The 16132-nt window shown below is 70.0% G+C and carries 21 protein-coding genes and 1 pseudogene; 11 read left to right on the top strand and 11 right to left on the bottom strand.

Going from position 1 to position 16132, the window contains the following annotated elements; genetic code table 11:
• Nucleotides 1-33 precede the first annotated feature (33 nt).
• Complete coding sequence (locus ABEB28_RS00440; protein ID WP_345725876.1) at nt 34-1239, top strand: MFS transporter; 1206 nt, start codon at nt 34-36, stop codon at nt 1237-1239.
• Between the two features lie 61 nt (nt 1240-1300).
• Entirely contained in the window at nt 1301-1555 is a 255-nt protein-coding gene (locus ABEB28_RS00435; RefSeq protein WP_345725875.1) for a hypothetical protein, read from the top strand.
• 62 nt (nt 1556-1617) lie between these two features.
• Here ABEB28_RS00435 and ABEB28_RS00430 read toward each other — a convergent pair whose 3' ends face one another.
• The 4 genes from ABEB28_RS00430 to ABEB28_RS00415 are packed head-to-tail and all read right to left on the bottom strand — an operon-like array spanning nt 1618 to nt 4356.
• Complete coding sequence (locus tag ABEB28_RS00430) at nt 1618-2070, bottom strand: hypothetical protein (RefSeq protein WP_345725874.1); 453 nt, start codon at nt 2068-2070, stop codon at nt 1618-1620.
• Nucleotides 2067-2618 (bottom strand): TetR/AcrR family transcriptional regulator, encoded by a 552-nt coding sequence (locus tag ABEB28_RS00425; protein ID WP_345725873.1) that lies wholly within the window; start codon nt 2616-2618, stop codon nt 2067-2069. The genes ABEB28_RS00430 and ABEB28_RS00425 overlap by 4 nt, the downstream gene beginning before the upstream one ends.
• A 56-nt stretch (nt 2619-2674) precedes the next feature.
• The gene (locus tag ABEB28_RS00420; RefSeq protein WP_345725872.1) at nt 2675-3637 is read right to left on the bottom strand and encodes an NAD(P)H-dependent flavin oxidoreductase; all 963 of its coding nucleotides are present in this window, start codon (nt 3635-3637) and stop codon (nt 2675-2677) included.
• A gap of 47 nt (nt 3638-3684) precedes the next feature.
• Nucleotides 3685-4356, bottom strand: coding sequence for an enoyl-CoA hydratase-related protein (locus tag ABEB28_RS00415; RefSeq protein ID WP_345725871.1), 672 nt, complete (start codon nt 4354-4356; stop codon nt 3685-3687).
• A gap of 176 nt (nt 4357-4532) precedes the next feature.
• On the opposite strand from ABEB28_RS00415, the pseudogene ABEB28_RS00410 reads away from it, so the two are divergent.
• Nucleotides 4533-4896: pseudogene (locus tag ABEB28_RS00410) on the top strand (aldo/keto reductase); the annotation flags it as partial.
• A 173-nt stretch (nt 4897-5069) separates the two neighbouring features.
• Here ABEB28_RS00410 and ABEB28_RS00405 read toward each other — a convergent pair.
• On the bottom strand, nt 5070-5954 hold the full coding sequence (locus ABEB28_RS00405) for a S41 family peptidase (protein WP_345725870.1): 885 nt from the start codon (nt 5952-5954) through the stop codon (nt 5070-5072).
• Between the two features lie 168 nt (nt 5955-6122).
• On the opposite strand from ABEB28_RS00405, the gene ABEB28_RS00400 reads away from it, so the two are divergent.
• Both ABEB28_RS00400 and ABEB28_RS00395 read left to right on the top strand, forming a co-directional pair.
• Entirely contained in the window at nt 6123-6395 is a 273-nt protein-coding gene (locus ABEB28_RS00400) for an antibiotic biosynthesis monooxygenase (RefSeq protein ID WP_345725869.1), read from the top strand.
• A gap of 24 nt (nt 6396-6419) precedes the next feature.
• Nucleotides 6420-6761 carry a cupin domain-containing protein gene (locus tag ABEB28_RS00395; RefSeq protein WP_345725868.1) on the top strand — a complete coding sequence of 114 codons (342 nt, stop codon included), beginning with the start codon at nt 6420-6422 and terminating at the stop codon, nt 6759-6761.
• A 104-nt stretch (nt 6762-6865) separates the two neighbouring features.
• Here ABEB28_RS00395 and ABEB28_RS00390 read toward each other — a convergent pair whose 3' ends face one another.
• Together ABEB28_RS00390 and ABEB28_RS00385 are read right to left on the bottom strand one after the other, a co-directional pair.
• The gene (locus ABEB28_RS00390; RefSeq protein ID WP_345725867.1) at nt 6866-8086 is read right to left on the bottom strand and encodes a DUF418 domain-containing protein; all 1221 of its coding nucleotides are present in this window, start codon (nt 8084-8086) and stop codon (nt 6866-6868) included.
• Entirely contained in the window at nt 8083-9138 is a 1056-nt protein-coding gene (locus ABEB28_RS00385) for an alpha/beta hydrolase family protein (protein WP_345725866.1), read from the bottom strand. Before ABEB28_RS00385 ends, ABEB28_RS00390 begins: the two co-directional genes overlap by 4 nt.
• An 82-nt stretch (nt 9139-9220) precedes the next feature.
• Here ABEB28_RS00385 and ABEB28_RS00380 point away from each other — a divergent pair, with 82 nt between their 5' ends.
• The 3 genes from ABEB28_RS00380 to ABEB28_RS00370 all read left to right on the top strand — a co-directional run bounded on the left by ABEB28_RS00380 (nt 9221) and on the right by ABEB28_RS00370 (nt 11726).
• A complete protein-coding gene (locus tag ABEB28_RS00380; RefSeq protein WP_345725865.1) occupies nt 9221-9853 on the top strand; it encodes a GNAT family N-acetyltransferase in 633 nt (210 codons plus the stop codon).
• On the top strand, nt 9850-10740 hold the full coding sequence (locus ABEB28_RS00375; protein WP_345725864.1) for a PaaX family transcriptional regulator C-terminal domain-containing protein: 891 nt from the start codon (nt 9850-9852) through the stop codon (nt 10738-10740). Before ABEB28_RS00380 ends, ABEB28_RS00375 begins: the two co-directional genes overlap by 4 nt.
• 239 nt (nt 10741-10979) lie before the next feature.
• Complete coding sequence (locus ABEB28_RS00370) at nt 10980-11726, top strand: MBL fold metallo-hydrolase (protein ID WP_345725863.1); 747 nt, start codon at nt 10980-10982, stop codon at nt 11724-11726.
• A 25-nt stretch (nt 11727-11751) separates the two neighbouring features.
• On the opposite strand, the gene ABEB28_RS00365 is transcribed toward ABEB28_RS00370, so the two are convergent.
• Nucleotides 11752-12024 carry a RidA family protein gene (locus ABEB28_RS00365; RefSeq protein ID WP_345725862.1) on the bottom strand — a complete coding sequence of 91 codons (273 nt, stop codon included), beginning with the start codon at nt 12022-12024 and terminating at the stop codon, nt 11752-11754.
• Nucleotides 12025-12062: 38 nt separating this feature from the next.
• Here ABEB28_RS00365 and ABEB28_RS00360 point away from each other — a divergent pair, with 38 nt between their 5' ends.
• Complete coding sequence (locus ABEB28_RS00360) at nt 12063-12413, top strand: SCP2 sterol-binding domain-containing protein (protein ID WP_345725861.1); 351 nt, start codon at nt 12063-12065, stop codon at nt 12411-12413.
• Between the two features lie 103 nt (nt 12414-12516).
• Here ABEB28_RS00360 and ABEB28_RS00355 read toward each other — a convergent pair whose 3' ends face one another.
• The gene (locus ABEB28_RS00355) at nt 12517-12759 is read right to left on the bottom strand and encodes a hypothetical protein (RefSeq protein ID WP_345725860.1); all 243 of its coding nucleotides are present in this window, start codon (nt 12757-12759) and stop codon (nt 12517-12519) included.
• Nucleotides 12760-12791: 32 nt separating this feature from the next.
• Entirely contained in the window at nt 12792-13436 is a 645-nt protein-coding gene (locus ABEB28_RS00350; RefSeq protein WP_345725859.1) for a TetR/AcrR family transcriptional regulator, read from the bottom strand.
• Between the two features lie 54 nt (nt 13437-13490).
• Here ABEB28_RS00350 and ABEB28_RS00345 point away from each other — a divergent pair, with 54 nt between their 5' ends.
• Entirely contained in the window at nt 13491-13898 is a 408-nt protein-coding gene (locus ABEB28_RS00345; protein ID WP_345725858.1) for a RidA family protein, read from the top strand.
• Nucleotides 13899-13949: 51 nt separating this feature from the next.
• Here the strand turns inward: ABEB28_RS00345 and ABEB28_RS00340 are convergent, their stop codons facing one another.
• Nucleotides 13950-14930, bottom strand: coding sequence for a helix-turn-helix transcriptional regulator (locus tag ABEB28_RS00340; RefSeq protein WP_345725857.1), 981 nt, complete (start codon nt 14928-14930; stop codon nt 13950-13952).
• Nucleotides 14931-14991: 61 nt separating this feature from the next.
• On the opposite strand from ABEB28_RS00340, the gene ABEB28_RS00335 reads away from it, so the two are divergent.
• The gene (locus ABEB28_RS00335; RefSeq protein ID WP_345725856.1) at nt 14992-16104 is read left to right on the top strand and encodes an epoxide hydrolase family protein; all 1113 of its coding nucleotides are present in this window, start codon (nt 14992-14994) and stop codon (nt 16102-16104) included.
• The last annotated feature ends 28 nt before the right edge of the window (nt 16105-16132 follow it).

Raw genomic sequence — 16132 nt, 5'->3', positions numbered from 1 at the left:
GCAGGCCGGGCCGAGGCGGCGGGGGGTCGCCCGGTGAACGTCGACACCGCGACCCGGCCCGCTCGCTCGGCCGGGCGTCTTCTGCCGCTCGGGGTCTATCTGCTGGCGTTCAGCCTGTTCGCCATGGGCAGCGCGGAGTTCCTCCTTGCCGGGGTGCTTCCCGCGGTCGCCGCCGATCTCGAGGTCACGCTGGCCACTGCGGGCGGGCTGATCACGGCGTTCGCGATCGGGGTCGTCGTCGGTGGTCCGCCGTTCGCGGTCGTCAGCCTGCGGTGGCCACGTCGGACCGCGCTCGTGCTGACCCAACTCGTCTTCGCCGCCTGCATCGCCGGCGGGTTGATCGTCGGCAGCTACCCCGCCCTGTTGATCACCCGCTTCGTCGCCGGACTCGCCTACGCGGGGTTCTTCGCCGTCGCAGCCGTGACCGCGGTCAGCCTGGTCCCGCCCGACCGGGCGGCCCGCGCGTCGGGCGTCGTGGTCAGTGGTCTCAGCCTCGCCATGATCCTGGGCGGTCCCGCCGGGACTCTGATCGGGTACCGCACGAGCTGGGAAGGGGGTTTCTGGGCCGTGGTCGCCCTCACGCTGGCGGCTGCCGCCGCCGTCACTGCCGCGATGCCACGGACGGACGCTGCGCCGGACCTCAGCATCGAACGAGAACTCCGGACGATGCGGCAGCCACCCCTGTGGCTCGTCTACTCGGTGACGCTGCTGAGTACGGCGGCGTACATGGTCACGTTCAACTACCTCGCCGAACTTCTCGACCGTGTCACCGGGATCCCGGACGAGTGGATCGCGGCCGTCCTCATGCTGTTCGGCGTCGGCGCGTACCTCGGTCTGGCGATCGGGGGACGTATCGCCGACCGGCGGCCCCACCACGCGATGGCCGCCGGTTTGATCGGGATCGTCGTCTGCTCCGCGCTGATCGCCGCGTTGGCCGAGCACGCTCTCGCCGTCGTCCCGCTCGTGCTGCTTCTCGGCGTCGCCGGCTTCGTGCTCAACCCCGCCCTCTACGGCCGAGTCTTCAGCATCGCCTCCGACGCACCCACCCTCGCCGGGGCAACCACGGTGTCCGCCTTCCAACTCGGTATCAGCCTCGTGCCCCTGCTGGCCGGCCTCGCGCTCAGGGCCGACGCGCCGATCACGACCGTCGCCTGGATCGGCGCCGGCCTGGCGGCAGCGACGATTCCTCTCGTCCTCGTCGGGCGTTCCGCCGCCCAGCCCACGACCCGACGGCGGTGACTTGCCGCAGTTTCTGGCCGTGGCCCGTTGGCCGTCCACGGATGCGGATACCGTACGAATGGTGATCTCTGAGTGTCCCGAGTGCGGCGCGGCGGGTGTGCCGCTGCTCTTCGGTCTCCCCGGCCCCGAGGCGATGGCGGCTGCTGCGGAGGGTCAGGTGGCGCTCGGCGGCTGCGTCCTGCCCGAGCGGCCGGCCGATTGGCAGTGCTCCCAGTGGCATCGCTGGAGTGAGCCGGATCAGCGAGCGTGGGAGGAACGGCTGCTGGCCGTGCTGTCGGCTCACGGCTACCGCGAGGCGGACGACCGGCTGCCGTGACCGGCCGACCCCGTGCGGACGCTCTCCTGCGGGATCGCGAACGTCAGCACGCTGCCGACGCGTCAGCGCAGTTGCTCGGCCACTCGCTCCAGCCCATCCCTGATCAGACGTCCGTAGTCGTCGTCGCCGAGCGCGCCGAGCGTGGCCCGCGCCTGCTCGAGGTGCTCACGGGCACGGTCGAGATCGCCGAGCTTCCGGTAACACTCGCTCAGGTTCAGGTGCAACGACGAGTACAAGCCGGCCACCGGAAGCGACAGCCCGGCCTGCCCCATGCGCGCGTCGGTGATCAGGGCAGCGGCGGTCAGTGCGCGTAGGTCCCAGACCAGCTCTTCGTGCACGTCATCCTGCACATCGGCCATCGCGTGCGCGAGCGTGGACCGGTGCAGGGGGTCTCCCTGCTCGCCGCCGATCTCGTCCCAGATCTCTGCGAAGAGGCGATGCGCGACCTGCCGCTGGCCCTGGTGGCTGAGCTGCACCGCCTGGCCGATGCGGAGGAGGGTGGGGTCGGTGATCATCGGCGGAACGCGGCCATCAGCAGGTCATGGATCTCGTCGGCGGCCGCTTCGAGCGGGGCGATCGACTGCTCGGCGCGGCACATGATGACGGCGCCCTCGACGGCGGCGATGACGAAGGTGGCCAGCCGGGTGCTGCGGTGTTCGGGCAGGCCTTGCCGGGCGAACGCGGCGGCCAGTGCCTCGCGCCAGCGGGTGAACACCGCCGCGGCGGCTTGTTTCAGTTGCGGGGCGTCGTCGTTGGTTTCCACGGCGACCGCGACGATCGGACAGCCGGCACGGAAGTTGCTGTCCACGAGCCGGGACCGCCAGAGGGCGAAGAAGGCGTCGATCGCCTGGAGCGCGTCCTCGTCGTCCTTGATGGTGGTCTCGATCAGACCGGTGATGAAATCACCGGCCAACGCCACCGCCTCGTCGATGAGCTGGGTACGCCCGCCGGGGAAGTGGTGGTAGACCGATCCGCGCGGAGCGCCGCTGCCGGCGAGTACGCGGTCGATGCTGGTGGCGGTGGCCCCGTACTCGCTCAACATCGCTGCGGTGGTCGCTACCATGCGTGCGCGGCTATCGCTCTTGCGTGGGCTCACGCGTCAGCTTCTCATGGCGGAGGTCAGGCGGTGAGCGCCAGTCGCGCGGCGTCGTACTGCGCTTTGAGCCGTGTGATCAGCGCCTGGACCGACGTGGACTCGGTGATCGTGCCGACTCCCTGACCGGCGCCCCAGATGTCTCGCCAGGCTTTGGCGTCCATGCGCCCGCCGGACCGGAAGTCCATGGCCGAGGGGTCGGAGAGCGGGAGGTCGTCGGGGTCGAGGCCTGCGGCCTGGATGCTGCCCCGCAGGTAGTTGCCGTGGACGCCGGTGAACAGGTTGCTGTAGACGATGTCCTTCGCGGTGCTGTCGACGATCATCTGCTTGTAGCCGGGAACCGTGTTGGCTTCGGTGGTCGCCAGGAAGGCGGACCCGACGTAGGCGAGGTCTGCGCCTGCGGCCTGGGCGGCCAGAATCGACCGGCCGTGTGCGATCGCTCCGGAGAGCAGTAGCGGGCCGTCGAACCACTCGCGGATCTCCTGCACAAGGGCGAACGGCGACTGGGTTCCGGCGTGGCCACCGGCGCCGGCAGCGACAGCGATGAGGCCGTCCGCGCCCTTCTCGATGGCCTTGCGCGCGAAGTCGTTGTTGATCACGTCGTGCAGGACGATCCCACCGTAGGAGTGGACCGCGTCGTTGATCTCTTTGCGCGCTCCCAGCGAGGTGATCACGATCGGGACCTGGTGCTCGACGAGCACGGCCATGTCCTGCTCGAGCCGATCGTTGGATCGGTGCACGATCTGGTTGACCGCGAACGGGGCGACGATGGCCTCGGGATGTGCCGCTTGGAAGGCGACGTTCTCCTCGGTGATCCGGTCGAGCCACTCCGAGAGCAGGGCGGCGGGCCGGGCGTTCAAGGCCGGGAAGGACCCGACGACACCGGCCTGGCATTGGGCGATGACCAGGTCGGGGCCGGAGGCGAGGAACAGGGGTGCGGCCACCACCGGAACGGTGAAGGGCGTCGCCAAGACAGCGGGCAGGGGCATGGAGGTTCCTCCGTCGTGAGGGGAGCGGTGGTCAGGTCGCGCGGTTCTCAGCCGAGCGGGTTGTCCTTCGTCTGCAAGAGGTCCAGGGCAGTCCCGTACAGCCGGCTCTTGATGGTGCCGAGGGTGGAGCCCGCCTTACCCGCCTGCGATTGGGCGATCTCCACGGCGGTACGGCGGACCGCGTCCTCCTCGACGGCGGAATTGACGATGCCGGCCGCCAGGGCGTCCGTGCCTCCGTAGCGCCGGGCGGTGGTCATCGCCTCGTGCGCGGTCTGCGGGGTGAGCCGGCCCTGGATCAGTGCGGACATCCCCGGGGTGAACGGAATGTTGATGTCGGCTTCGGGCAGGCACCAGTAGCCGCGGTCCGCGCGCATCACGCGGAAGTCGTGGGCCAGCGAGAACATCGCGCCGGCGGCGAAGGTGTGACCCTGCAGCGCCGCCACCGTGATCACCGGGAGGCTCAGCACCCGGGCCAGGAGCGCATGAACAGCGACGACGTAGTTCTCGTGCTGGTCGGCGTTCGCGAAGATCCAGTCGAGGTCCAGGCCGTTGGAGAAGAACTTCCCGGTCGCGGTGGTCACCAGCGCGCGCGGCCCTTCCGCTTTCTCCACCTCGTCCAGCGCGGCCTGCACGGCACCGATCCAGTCGGGGTGGAATCGGTTCTCGCCATCGCCGAGGTCGAGCACGAACACCGAATCCTGACGGTCGAGCGTGGGCATGGCGACTCCTTCGAGTGGAAGACCGGGCGGGCGGAGCTGAGCGCTCTCGCCTGCTACTCGGCAGTAACTTAAGGTGTATGACATAGAACATGCAAGCGTGGGGTAGCTCACGCCGGAGCCGCCGCTGCGGGCTGTGCGTGGCGAGGGCTACCTATGCTCACGACATGAGCGACGTGATGACCTACGGACATTTGGGACGCTAGGTCTGCTCGTCAGCCGGATCGGTCTGGGGACGATGAACTCGGCTATCTCGTCGACGAGCCGAGCAGTCATGCGGTGATGGACGCCGCGTTCGAGGCAGGCATCAACTTCTTCGACACGGCCGACGTCTACGGCGGGCCGCAGTCGCCGGACATGAAGAAGGGGTACGGCGTCTCGGAAGAGACCGTCGGCCGGTGGTTGCAGCGCACCGGGCGTCGCGACGACATCGTGTTGGCCACCAAGGTGTACCAACCGATGGGGCTGGGTCCGAACGACCGCCGACTGTCCGCGTACCACCTCCGGCGCGCGTGCAAGGCGAGCCTCCGGCGGCTGCATACGCGTGGTGAGCGATCGCCGAGCAGATACCGAGGGCTTGCGCCTGACCGAACTGTCGTACCGCCGTGTTGGGGTGCTCAACCTGCCCACCGCCGTGACGTCATGTGGACGTAACCGACGCCGCGGTTGCGTCCACATGACGTCACGGACCGACGCCCGAACCACGCTTCGCCGATCTAGCGGCCTCGGAGGAGCCGGTGTGCCGTCTCCAGGGCGTCGTCGGAGGACACCACGATGTCCGGCTGCACCCCCACGCCTTCCCAGTTGCTTCCGGTCATCGGGTTCACCGCCGCCGACGTCGAGATCGTTGCCTCCAGGTGCGGGTCGACCTTGAACGTCCGCCGATTGTGTGCGCCGCCCAGCGTTCGTTCGCCGACCACCCGTACCCGGCCGAGCTGCTGCAGGTCGTAGGCCAACTCTTCCGCCGCCGACCAGGTGACGTCGCTGGTCAGTACTGCGACTGGCCGTTCGGATCCGTAGCGACGGCCCGGTACCGCGGGTGACGTCCAGAACTGCACGAGGTCGCCCTGGCGGTCACGCAGACTGTTGACGAGCACGGCTTCGTCATCGAGAAGGTAGCCGCAGATCAGCGCGACCGTTCGAGGGTCGCCGCCGAGGCACTGGCGAACGTCGATGATCAGCGCCGTGGTGTCGGCGAGCACGGTCATCGCAGCCCCGACGGCCGGTCCGGCGTCGCCCGGCGCGAACAACAGCGGAGCGAGTTCGAGGTAGCCGACGTTGTCCTCGAGCCGCCGCACCTGCGCGACTCCACCGGCCCACTCGGCAGCGAACTCGCGCCGCCGGACGGCATCCGCCGCAGCGTCGCCGTGATCCTCGGGAAGCGCGTCGGCGTGGTAACGCAGGCGGGTATGGCCGTCACCGTTGACCGACTGGAGGTCAGTCGTGACCTGCGCGCTGAGTTCTTCCGGCGACAGACCCGCATAAGCTCCGGCTTCGAGCCGCTGGCGCAGCAACCGGCCGATCCGTTCGCCGATCTCGGGGAAGACGTAGTGCTCCTCCACGAGGTCGACGATCTGCCCGACGACCCTGTCGACATCCATCGCCGAAAGCTAACCACGGCCGGATGGTTTCGCTCGTCCCTCTGATCAGTTGCGCGCACCGTCCGAACAGCGTGCGCCGCGACGCGCTCGGCTTGACGTCAACTTCGGTTGAGGTCCTACCGTTCTGGGTCGATCGGGTGAGGCGTTGAGAACGCAGAGGAGTATCGAATGATCGTCACCGTCGCCAGGGTGACCGACCTCCGTCGGTTTCTGGAGATCTTCGAGACTGTCGGCGTCGCCAAACGGAGGGAACACGGCTGCCGGGGCGCCCGCGTCTACGTCGATCCCGACGACGCCCACCGGGTGTGGTCGGTCTTCGACTGGGACTCCCAGGACTACGAAGGCTTCCTCGCGGACCCCGAGATCCCGGCGATCGCACGCCAGCTCGGGCTGGAGGCGCCACCCGTGCACGCCGTCGCCGCAACCGCCCTCGACGCCTGACCGACGACGCGAAAGGATGTCCGCATGGCTGATCTGCCCTCACGGGTCCAGAGGTTCAGCTCGGCGATCGGTGACGACGCCGTTCCCTTCGGCGACCGCATTCTCATCGCTTCCGGGCTCGACAAAGAGACCGGCGGGTCGATGAGCGCCTACACAACGTTCCTCCAAGAGGGGGCACGGGCCGAGCTACCGGCGCCTTACGCGGAGGTTTGGGTGGTGCTCAGCGGGTTGCTCCGCGTCGGCGCCGGCAGTGACGCTGTGACGGCCCGAGCCGGTGACTACCTCCACGTCCCCGAACAGGCCCCCGGCGTCGTCGAGGCGCTCGACGACACCACCATGGTCTGCGTCTCGGTACCCGCTCACTGACCGAGTGAGTGCTCAAGGGCACCATGGGCCACGGCGACGCGGGCCTCACGGCCGGCGGGCCGAGAGGGGCCCTGACCGTCGCGGCGGCGACGGAGTTTCGCCGGTTACCGCACCGCGGCGCCGCTCCACGGCGGCAGGACGAGGTTCGTCCACGCCCGGAGCAGCCATTCCATGGGCCCGTAGGGGTGGCGCCGGAGCCACCAGCGCGACCAGGCCACTTGCAGCCCGAACAGCGCGGCGGCGATCGCCGCGACGCCGGGCGGTGGGATGCGGCCGACGAGTGCGGCTCCGTAGCCGGTGAACAGCAGGGCACAGACGAGGGACTGGCCGAGGTAATTGGTCAGCGTCATCCGTCCGGCCGGGGCCAAGGCGCTGACCAAGGCTCGCCCGTAGCGTCCGCCGGTGAGGCGCAGCAGGGTGGCCGCGTACGCGGAGGCCAGCAGGGGAGCGGTGATCATGTCCACCCCGAGCGCGAGGACCTGGTAGGCGCCGCCGGGGTGCGTCAGGCTGGCGTGGGCGTAGATGACGCCGCCGGCAAGCCCCGCGGTGAAGCCGGCCCACTGCAGCCGCACGAGGACGCGGTGGTGGCGCGCGAGGTCACTGAACACCTTCGTGCGGCCGGCGGCCAGCCCGAGGAGGAACGCGGCCAGCGCGGCCGGGGCCTGGAAGAACACCAGCAGAAGGACGACGTCCGGCAGCTGCTGCAAGTGGGTGACGACCACCGACGCGGCGTCGCCCCGTAGCGCCTCGGTGGCACGGGCCGCGTCGGCTGCCGCGGCGTCCTCATCGATTCCCGCACCGCCCGCCGACCACAGCATCGCGGCGAGTGCTGCGTACGCGGCAGCGGTGCCTACGAACAGGACCACCGCGGCCCGCACGGCGGTGCGCGGGCGCAGCCGACGCAGCGCGAGCAGCAGCAGGCCGAGAACGGCGTAGGTGGTGAGGATGTCGCCCGGGAAGAGCACCACCGCGTGCACGACGCCCAGCAGGAAGAGGCCGAGGAGCCGTCGAGCGAACCGCGGTGCGAACCGGGCCTCGGCGCGCGCGGCCGACGCCATCTGCAGGGTGAAGCTGTAGCCGAAGAGGAACGAGAACAGCAGGAAGAACTTGGCCTCGAAGAAGATCGCCACCAGCCAGCGGACCGCGGTGTCGAAGGCGCCGTCGAAGGCCGGGTCCTCGACGCCGGTGCCGTGGTAGGCGGAGGCGAGGTAGGTGATGTTCACCATCAGGATGCCGAGCAGGGCGAAACCGCGCAGGGCGTCCATCGTGGCCAGCCGTCCGGCGGTCGCCTCGGCAGGCGTGCCGAGCGCGGTGGTTCCGCTCATGCCTGCGTCTCGCCTGTGCTCAGCTCACGGACGTACCGGCGCTGGTCTGCGAGGAAACCGTCGGTGTAGAGCCTCCGCGGCGCGCAGATCGCGGTGAGGGCCAGACGCCACTCCGAGCGCTCGAGGTCGTGGTCGACCAGTGAGTGCGACGCGTCGGGATAGTGCGCGACGTCGATCGTCGTGGGCGGAAGGATCTGCCGGTAGACGGTCTCCGTCTCGGCGACGTCCACGTTGACGTCGTGGCCGGCCAACACGAGCAGGACCGGCGTCCTGCGCATGGCGCGCAGGTCAGCGACGGCGTCGGCGGTGTAGTTCTTGCTGACGAAGCGCCACCGGGCAGGCGTCATGGCCTCGGCGTCACCGACCGCGGCGCGGTACTCCTGGTAGGACGCCCCCCGCCGGAGCCGGCCGATCGTCGCGTCGCTCCGCCGCAGCGCCTCATCGACCTGCCGCTCGTCGGCGCCGTCCCGGCGGAGCTCGGCGAGCAGGTTGAAGCGGCCCTGCCGCAGCCAGTTGATCGCCGGTGAGACCGCGATGACGAACTGGAGCTGCCGATCCGCCGCGGCCACCTTCGGCAGTACCCAGCCGGCCTGACTGGCTCCCCAGAGACCGATCCGCTCGCCGTCGATATCACTCCGGGCGCGTGCCCAGGCCACCGCGGCCAGGGTCTCGTCCGCTCGGTCGGCCATGCTCTGCGCCAGCCAGTCGCCCTCCGACCCGGCGATACCCGGTTTGCTGAACGAGAGCGACGCGTACCCCGCGCGAGCGAACGCCTCCCACACCGGGCGGTAGAAGGTCTCGTGCGTCGCGTCGATCGGTCCGTCGCCGTGGACGAAGACGACCAGACCGAAGGGCCCGTCGCCGGTCTTGGGTCGTGCCAGCACCCCCTGGAGCGTCCGTCCGTCGTGCGACAACTCCACCTGCGCCTCGCGCAGCGCGTACGCGTTCTGGTGCACCACCACCCCGGTCGCCCCGGCTACCAGCACGAACGCGGCCAGCAGAGCCCAGAGGACCCGTCGCTGCCCACGTCCCAGTTGTGTGAGTCGCTTCACCGTCGCCCAATCGCTCGTTTCTTAAACGCTCGTTCTGAGAATGAACGTATAGAGTTGATCATGCAAGTGACAGGGAGGCGTAGTGAACTCGGAGCAGGACTCGGACGGTCGCGGGCTGGTGTATCGGCGCGGCGTCCCACCAGGCAGCGAGCAGGTGGTGGCCGCGCTCTACTGGGAGGCGTTCGGCCGCAAACTCGGCCCGGCGCTCGATCCGCCGGATGCGGGACGCGCCTTCATCGCCGCTCACCTGAACCCCGACCGGGGCGTGACAGCGATCGCCGACGGCACAGTGGTCGGCGTGGCCGGTTACCAGCTCGGCGGGCGAGCGCTGACCGGCGGCGGTGCGGCGGATGTGCTGTCCGCCTACGGTGTCCTCCGCGGGCTGCGACGGCTGGCGATCCTCGCGCTGTTCGAGCGCACCCCCGAACCGGGAGAACTGGTCATGGACGGAATCGCGGTGGACGCGCAGCACCGCGGCAACGGCATCGGCAGCAGGCTGCTGACGGAGATCACTGCCATCGCGGCCGAGAACGCGTGCCGACGGATCCGCTTGGACGTCATCGACACGAATCCCGGCGCACGCGTCCTGTACGAGCGCCACGGCTTCGTGGCGAAGCGCACCGAGCAGACGCCCTACCTGCGCCGCCTGCTGGGCTTCGGCGCGGTGACCACCATGCACCGCGCACTCCCCGCCGCGAGCCGGGGTGGCGAGTGAGCGCCATCGCCACCGGGCGACCGGAGATCCCGACCCGCCTGCTCGTCCACGCCCTTCTGCGCGAGGACGGCACGGTCGACGCCGGCGACCTCTACACCGTCGCGAACCTTCTCCGGATGACCGACCAGCAGGTCCGGCTCTGCGTCAAACGCCTGGTCGACGAGGGCCGCTTCACGCAGTCCGGCCGCGGGCGCAAGGCCCTGCTGCGGGCGGTGTCCGACCCCGCGGGGAACCTCGCGCCCGACGCCGACTACGTCCGCTTCGCCTATCGCCAGGACGCAGGGCTCGCCCCCTGGGACGGGACCTGGCGCTTGTTCGCGTTCGCGATACCCGAATCCCGCCGCTCCGCCCGGGACGCCCTGCGCGAGACGCTCCTCCACCTCGGCGCCGCGCCGCTCCAAGGCGGCCTCTACGTCACCGCCAACCCCGTCGCCGACATCGTCGAGGCGCACGCCGAGTCGCTCGACGTCCTCGACTCGGTCACGTTCCTCACCAGCACCGACCTACGCCTCGGAACGATCACCGACCCCACTGCGGTGGCCGCAACGCTCTGGCCACTAGGGGAGATCCGCGCCCGGCACGAACGGCTCGCCGCCTTCGCCGAGCAGTGTCTCGCGGCCCTGGACGCCGCACCGGCGACCGACCCCGACCGCGCGGCGACCCAGCGGCTGACGATGGCCGTCGAACTCGCCGCCGAGTTCACCCGGGCGATGGAGCCCGACCCCCTGCTGCCCCCGGAGCTGCTGCCATCGCCCTGGCCCGGCGTCACGGCGCGCCACCTCGCCGCGGCCTGCTGGGAACGACTCGACCAGGCCGCACCCGAGAAAGCCCCGGAGGCTTCGCGCCTGCGCCTGTTCCGGCTCTACAGCGAACTGCGTCCCGCGTGACCGCCGTGCCCGTGCGGGCCACGCGTCCTGACACCTGAGAGTGGTGTGGGCGAACGCCCACACCACTCTCACGTGTCAGCCGCCGCAGCGAGCGCTCGGGCGCCGTCAAGCATCGGCAACTTGCCAGCGGGTGACCTTGCCGTGCCGTACGGCGGTGGTCCACCGGGCGGGCCCGCCGAGGCCCGGTTGCCGGGACCGGCCCGGCGAAACGGAATCGCCGCGCTGGCACACTCGCGGACATGGTCGACTGGTTCACGCAGGCCGAGGTGGGTAGCGGGGTCATCCGGATTTCGGAGCCGCACGTCAACGAGCTGCTGTCGGCGAACTTCTGGTGGTTGCGCGGCAACGATCGTGACCTCGTCATCGACGCGGGGCTCGGCGTCGTCGCCTTGCGTGAGGCGATCCCGGGCTTGTTCGAGCGGGATCCGATGGTCCTGCTCACCCACGCGCACCTGGATCATGTCGGCGGGGCACCCGAGTTCGGTGACCGGGCCGCCCACCCCGCCGAGGCGGGGCTGCTGGCGGCGGGCGTACCGGCGAGCCTGTACGGCGCGGAGCTCTACGACAAACTGGGGATCGCCGCTGCGGGGGAACCCGTCCCGGAGCTCATGATCGACGTCCTGCCCGGTCCCGACTACGACCCGCGCACCTACCGCGTCGAGCCCATGACCCTCAGCCGCATGCTCGACGGCGGCGACCGAATCGACGTGGGCGGGCGGGTATTGACTGTGCTGCACCTTCCCGGCCACACGCCGGGGAGCGTCGCCCTGCTGGAGGAGCGCACCGGAACGCTGTACTCCGGCGACATCGTCTACGACGGCGCCTTGATCGACGACCTGCCGAACTCCGATGTGGCTGCCTATCGCCGCAGCATGGAGTTCCTCGTCGACCTCGACGTGTCCGTCGTCCATCCCGGCCACGGGCAGAGCTTCGACCGGACACGTCTGCGCCAGTTGGCCGAAAACTACCTGCGCAGCAGAGCGTAGGTCGATCGGCAGGCCGGCCGGCGTCTCAGTCCATCGCGGTGGCTTCGAGCATGACGAGCAGTTGCGGGGCGGGCAGCTGCGCGACGCCGAGCAGGGTACTGGCGAAGCGCTCACCAGTGCCCTCGAACCGTGCGGTCAGCACGCCGAAGTGCCCCAGAAGCGTGTCGACGTCGGTGGTGTAGACGTGGAGGTTGACGACGTCGGCGAGCGTCATCTCGGCGCCCGCGAGGACGGCTTCGAGGTTGTCCAGCGACGCTTTGAGCTGGGAAGCCATGTCGCCCGGATGCTGCGCAGGCACCGGAATCCTTCGCAGTTCCGGTGGGCGCGGACTCGGCGATGATCTGGCTGCGCACCCTCTTCAACACGCAGCCAGAGGACCCCTGGACCGCCGTCTACGAGATGCGTCTGGACCGCGACCGCTTCACCGTCCGGGTCGCCGACGGCCGCCTCGTCGAAATGAATCGCGGCGAACCGCATGAACGGCCGGACACCATCCTCGACACGGATCCCGACACCCTGGTCCGCGTCCTCCGCTCACCTCAGGCGCTCACCGAGGCCATCAACGAGGACCGGCTCACCATCGCCGGAGACGGGCAGGCCGGCCAACGCCTCTTCGACGCCGTGCGACCCAACGATCTCGGGCACAGTACGGGCAACGGGTTCGACGTTCGGCCGGCCATTCACTGAGACGGCTCGGTGCGGCCGCCAGCATCGACGGCGCCCGGCGGCACCGCCGGGCGCCGATGCGGAACCGGAACGCGCTATCGCAGCCGCTCCGGCGGGGCCGGTGCTACGGATCAACCAAGGACTCGCACGACCGCAGTCGCCGGAGTGTCCGCCAGATCGCCTGATGGATCAGGGCGCCCGCGGCGGCGTCGACGACGGCGAGCGTCGACGCCCCGAGCAGTCCCACCTCGACACCCATCACGTCGGCGGTGACGAGTAGGACTGGCCAACCGACCGCGGCGGCGATGAGCGACGACCGCCACCACCGTCCGGTTACCAAGCCGAACACGATCAGTGTCGGGATCATGGCGAGCCCTTCTCGGCGACTTCCCCCATCATTCACCCAGGCTGGGGCTCCGCCCCGGAGGGTGGCTCGGGTGGTGACCAGCCGGCGTCGACCGATCTCCGCGCCGCGGCTGGATCGTCGCCGAACCCGACGAACGCCGCCACCGCCATCGACGGTAGGTGCTCGGCGAGTGTCGGAAACGGGAGTGCCCCGGTGAGGATCAGCATGATCAGACCGTGGGCCATCGCCCAGAGTTCGACCGCGGCGCCCGTCGGATCGGTGTCGGGATCGAACCGTCCAACCTCGACCGCTCGGCCGAGCGCGCCGATGAGTGCCCCGAACGTCTCGTCGGCGGCCAGCGGGTCGTCGAGGTCGTAGCGCGTGTCGAACATCGCCCGGTACAGGGCCGGGTTCGTGCACGCGTTCGCGGCATAACCGGAGGCCAGGGCCATCGCATCCCGTACCGGGTCGTCAGTGCCCGCCATCGTCCGCAGCCGCGCGCCCAGCCGGGTGAACCCCTCCTGGCGGACCGCCCGCAGGAGCCCGGGCATACCGCCGAAGTGCGTGTACACGGCCATGGTCGATGTGCCGGCGGCGGCAGCGACCCGCCGCAGCGTCACCGGTTCGTTGGTCATCAGTAGCTCCGCGGCCTTCTCCACCAACGTGAGACGGACGCCCGCTTCTCGATTTCTCGGCACCTTGCCGATTATATAGCACTGATATAGCGTTGTTATGGAACCTGAGGAGGAGCCATGGCGATCGAACTGATCAATCCGGACGGGCTACCGAAGCCCGACGCGTACGTGCAGGTGGCCATCGCCACCGGAACCCGGACCGTCTACCTGTCCGGGCAGGTGGCCCGGACGGCCGAGGGGGAACCGGTCGGGGCGGGTGACCTCAGCGCGCAGACCGAGCAGGCGTACCTCAACGTCGCGACCGGGCTGGCGGCCGCCGGCGGTACCTTCGACGACATCGCGAAGCTCACGATCTACGTGGTCGACTGGAGCCTCGACAAGGGCGAGGCGCTGATGTCAGGCGCGATCCGCGCCGCCGAGCGGCTGGGTGTCAACCCGATGAAGCCCACGACGTTGATCGGCGTGGCGGCGCTCGGTGAGCCCGACCTGCTGGTCGAGGTGGAAGCGGTCGCGGTTCTCCCGTAAGCGGCTCGCCTTTTGGGCCTGCTGGGCGGCGTCGCCGCGGGGCGGGTACGGTCAGCCTCCCCGCGTGCTGCGCGTGTAACGGTCGGCCAGCGCGCGGAGATGGGCGACCAGTTCCACCGGTTCGGTGACCGTGAAGTCGGCGTCGAGGAGACTCAGGTGTACCGCCAGTGTCTCGATGGAGTCGGCGCCGGTGTGGAACACGCAGGACTGGCCGTCGTCGCCGGGTTCGACGGAGCCGGCCGCGGGGTTGATCCGGGCCGCGATGTCGGCCGCCGGGGCGTGGACGATGACGGCGGTCCGGTACCGCCAGGCAGCCGCGGAGGCGCCGCGGGAGACGTGCGCGGCCACGTCGTCGGTGGGCAGCGGGCGTGGGGTGAACCGTGGGTTGTTCGGCGTCCGCAGGCTGATCCGGTCGACGCGGAACGAGCGCCAGTCAGAGCGGCTCAGGTCGTAGGCGAACAGGTACCAGCGGCGGCCCCAGTTGACGAGCCGATATGGCTCCACCTCGCGCCGCGAGGCCACCGCGCCGTGGGACTCGTAGTCGAAGCGGATGCCTTCGTGCTCGCGGCAGGCGGCGGCCAGCGTCGACAGCACGGCGGGGTCGACGACCGGGCCGGCCGTATCGGGACGCACGGCCACGGTGACCATCCGTAGGGCGGTGGCCCGGCGGCGGAGCCGGGGCGGGAGCACCCGTTCGAGTTTGGTGAGGGCGCGGAGCGCGGTCTCCTCCACGCCGCGCGGTGAGCTGCCGATCGACCCCGACGCGGCAGCCTGGAGCGCGACGGTGGCCACGACCGCCTCGTCGTCGTCGAGCAGCAGTGGAGGCATGTCGGCGCCGGCGCCGAGCCGGTAGCCGCCGACCGCCCCGCGGAGTCCCTCGATGGGGTATCCGAGGGTGCGCAGGCGTTCGATGTCGGCCCGAATCGTGCGCCCGCTCACCTGGAGGCGTGCGGCCAGCTCGGTGCCGGTCCAATCCCGCTGACTCTGCAGCAGCGACAACAGGCGCAACAGGCGCGCGGACGTCTCCAACATGGTTTCAGGATCCCACGCTATTAGGAACGAACCTCTCCTAATGCGGTGCGAGGGTTCCGGCATGACAGAGATCCGCGAATTCACGATCGACATCCCGCAGGCCGACCTCGACGACCTCGCCGACCGCCTGGCGCGGGCCCGGTTCACCGACGAGCTGCCCGACGCGGGTGAAGACTACGGCGTGTCACTGGAGCGGGTCCGGTCGCTGGTCCAGCGGTGGCGCGACGGGTACGACTGGCGCGCCTGGGAGAAGCGGCTCAACGCCTTTCCGCAGTTCGCGACGACGATCGACGGGCAGAACGTGCACTTCCTGCACGTCCGCTCGCCGGAGCCCGACGCGACGCCGCTGATCCTCACGCACAGCTGGCCGGGCTCGGTACTCGACTTCATCGACGTGATCGGGCCGTTGAGCGACCCGCGGGCGCACGGCGGCGACCCGGCCGACGCGTTCCACCTCGTGATCCCGTCGATCCCTGGATTCGCCTTCTCCGGCCGTACCGCGGAGAAGGGCTGGAACCGGTACCGGATCGCCCGGGCGTGGGCGGAGCTCATGCGCCGCCTCGGCTACGAGCGGTACGGCGTCCATGGCAACGACGCCGGGGCGCTCATCGCACCGGAGGTCGGGCGGGCCGACCCGCAGCACGTGGCCGGCGTCCACGTGACGCAGGTGTTCTCGTTCCCGTCGGGCGACCCGGCCGAACTCGAGGGACTGTCCGACGAGGACCGGGGCCGGGTGCAGTTCCTGCAGTGGTGGAATGAGAACGGCGGCGCGCACGACAAGATGCAGTCGCTCGCGCCGCAGACGATCGCGCACGCGCTGGCCGACTCGCCGGTGGCCCAGTTGGCGTGGAGCGCGCAGCTGATCGGCTCGCTCGACTCCGACCTCGTGCTCACGAACGTGAGCATCTACTGGTTCACGAACACGGCCGGATCGGCGGCGCGGCTGTACTTCGAGGACCGGCACGCGTCCGACAAGCCGGAGGGGCCGACGACGGTCCCGCTGGGGCTGGCCAACTTCAAGTACGACTTCCAGTCGATCCGCGCGCTCGGCGAACGCGACCACGCGAACATCGTCTCGTGGCGGTACTACGACGAAGGTAGCCATTACTCCGCGCACGATGCGCCGGCGACGCTGGTCGCCGACATGCGCGAGTTCTTCCGTAACAACCAGTAGGTACGCGACAACCAGGAGAGGGGACGCC

This window comes from Cryptosporangium minutisporangium, from assembly GCF_039536245.1.
In the GTDB taxonomy this organism is placed as follows: domain Bacteria; phylum Actinomycetota; class Actinomycetes; order Mycobacteriales; family Cryptosporangiaceae; genus Cryptosporangium; species Cryptosporangium minutisporangium.
Note: the sequence above shows the minus strand (reverse complement) of the source record. Positions and strands in the feature narration are given on the sequence as shown.

Excerpts from the sequence above, each read along its gene's own strand:
- ABEB28_RS00430 (WP_345725874.1), bottom strand. The coding sequence starts at position 2,070 with ATGATCACCGACCCCACCCTCCTCCGCATCGGCCAGGCGGTGCAGCTC.
- ABEB28_RS00425 (WP_345725873.1), bottom strand. The coding sequence starts at position 2,618 with ATGGTAGCGACCACCGCAGCGATGTTGAGCGAGTACGGGGCCACCGCC.
- ABEB28_RS00420 (WP_345725872.1), bottom strand. The coding sequence starts at position 3,637 with ATGCCCCTGCCCGCTGTCTTGGCGACGCCCTTCACCGTTCCGGTGGTG.
- ABEB28_RS00415 (WP_345725871.1), bottom strand. The coding sequence starts at position 4,356 with ATGCCCACGCTCGACCGTCAGGATTCGGTGTTCGTGCTCGACCTCGGC.
- ABEB28_RS00405 (WP_345725870.1), bottom strand. The coding sequence starts at position 5,954 with ATGGATGTCGACAGGGTCGTCGGGCAGATCGTCGACCTCGTGGAGGAG.
- ABEB28_RS00400 (WP_345725869.1), top strand. The coding sequence starts at position 6,123 with ATGATCGTCACCGTCGCCAGGGTGACCGACCTCCGTCGGTTTCTGGAG.
- ABEB28_RS00395 (WP_345725868.1), top strand. The coding sequence starts at position 6,420 with ATGGCTGATCTGCCCTCACGGGTCCAGAGGTTCAGCTCGGCGATCGGT.
- ABEB28_RS00390 (WP_345725867.1), bottom strand. The coding sequence starts at position 8,086 with ATGAGCGGAACCACCGCGCTCGGCACGCCTGCCGAGGCGACCGCCGGA.
- ABEB28_RS00370 (WP_345725863.1), top strand. The coding sequence starts at position 10,980 with ATGGTCGACTGGTTCACGCAGGCCGAGGTGGGTAGCGGGGTCATCCGG.
- ABEB28_RS00360 (WP_345725861.1), top strand. The coding sequence starts at position 12,063 with ATGATCTGGCTGCGCACCCTCTTCAACACGCAGCCAGAGGACCCCTGG.
- ABEB28_RS00355 (WP_345725860.1), bottom strand. The coding sequence starts at position 12,759 with ATGATCCCGACACTGATCGTGTTCGGCTTGGTAACCGGACGGTGGTGG.
- ABEB28_RS00345 (WP_345725858.1), top strand. The coding sequence starts at position 13,491 with ATGGCGATCGAACTGATCAATCCGGACGGGCTACCGAAGCCCGACGCG.
- ABEB28_RS00340 (WP_345725857.1), bottom strand. The coding sequence starts at position 14,930 with ATGTTGGAGACGTCCGCGCGCCTGTTGCGCCTGTTGTCGCTGCTGCAG.
- ABEB28_RS00335 (WP_345725856.1), top strand. The coding sequence starts at position 14,992 with ATGACAGAGATCCGCGAATTCACGATCGACATCCCGCAGGCCGACCTC.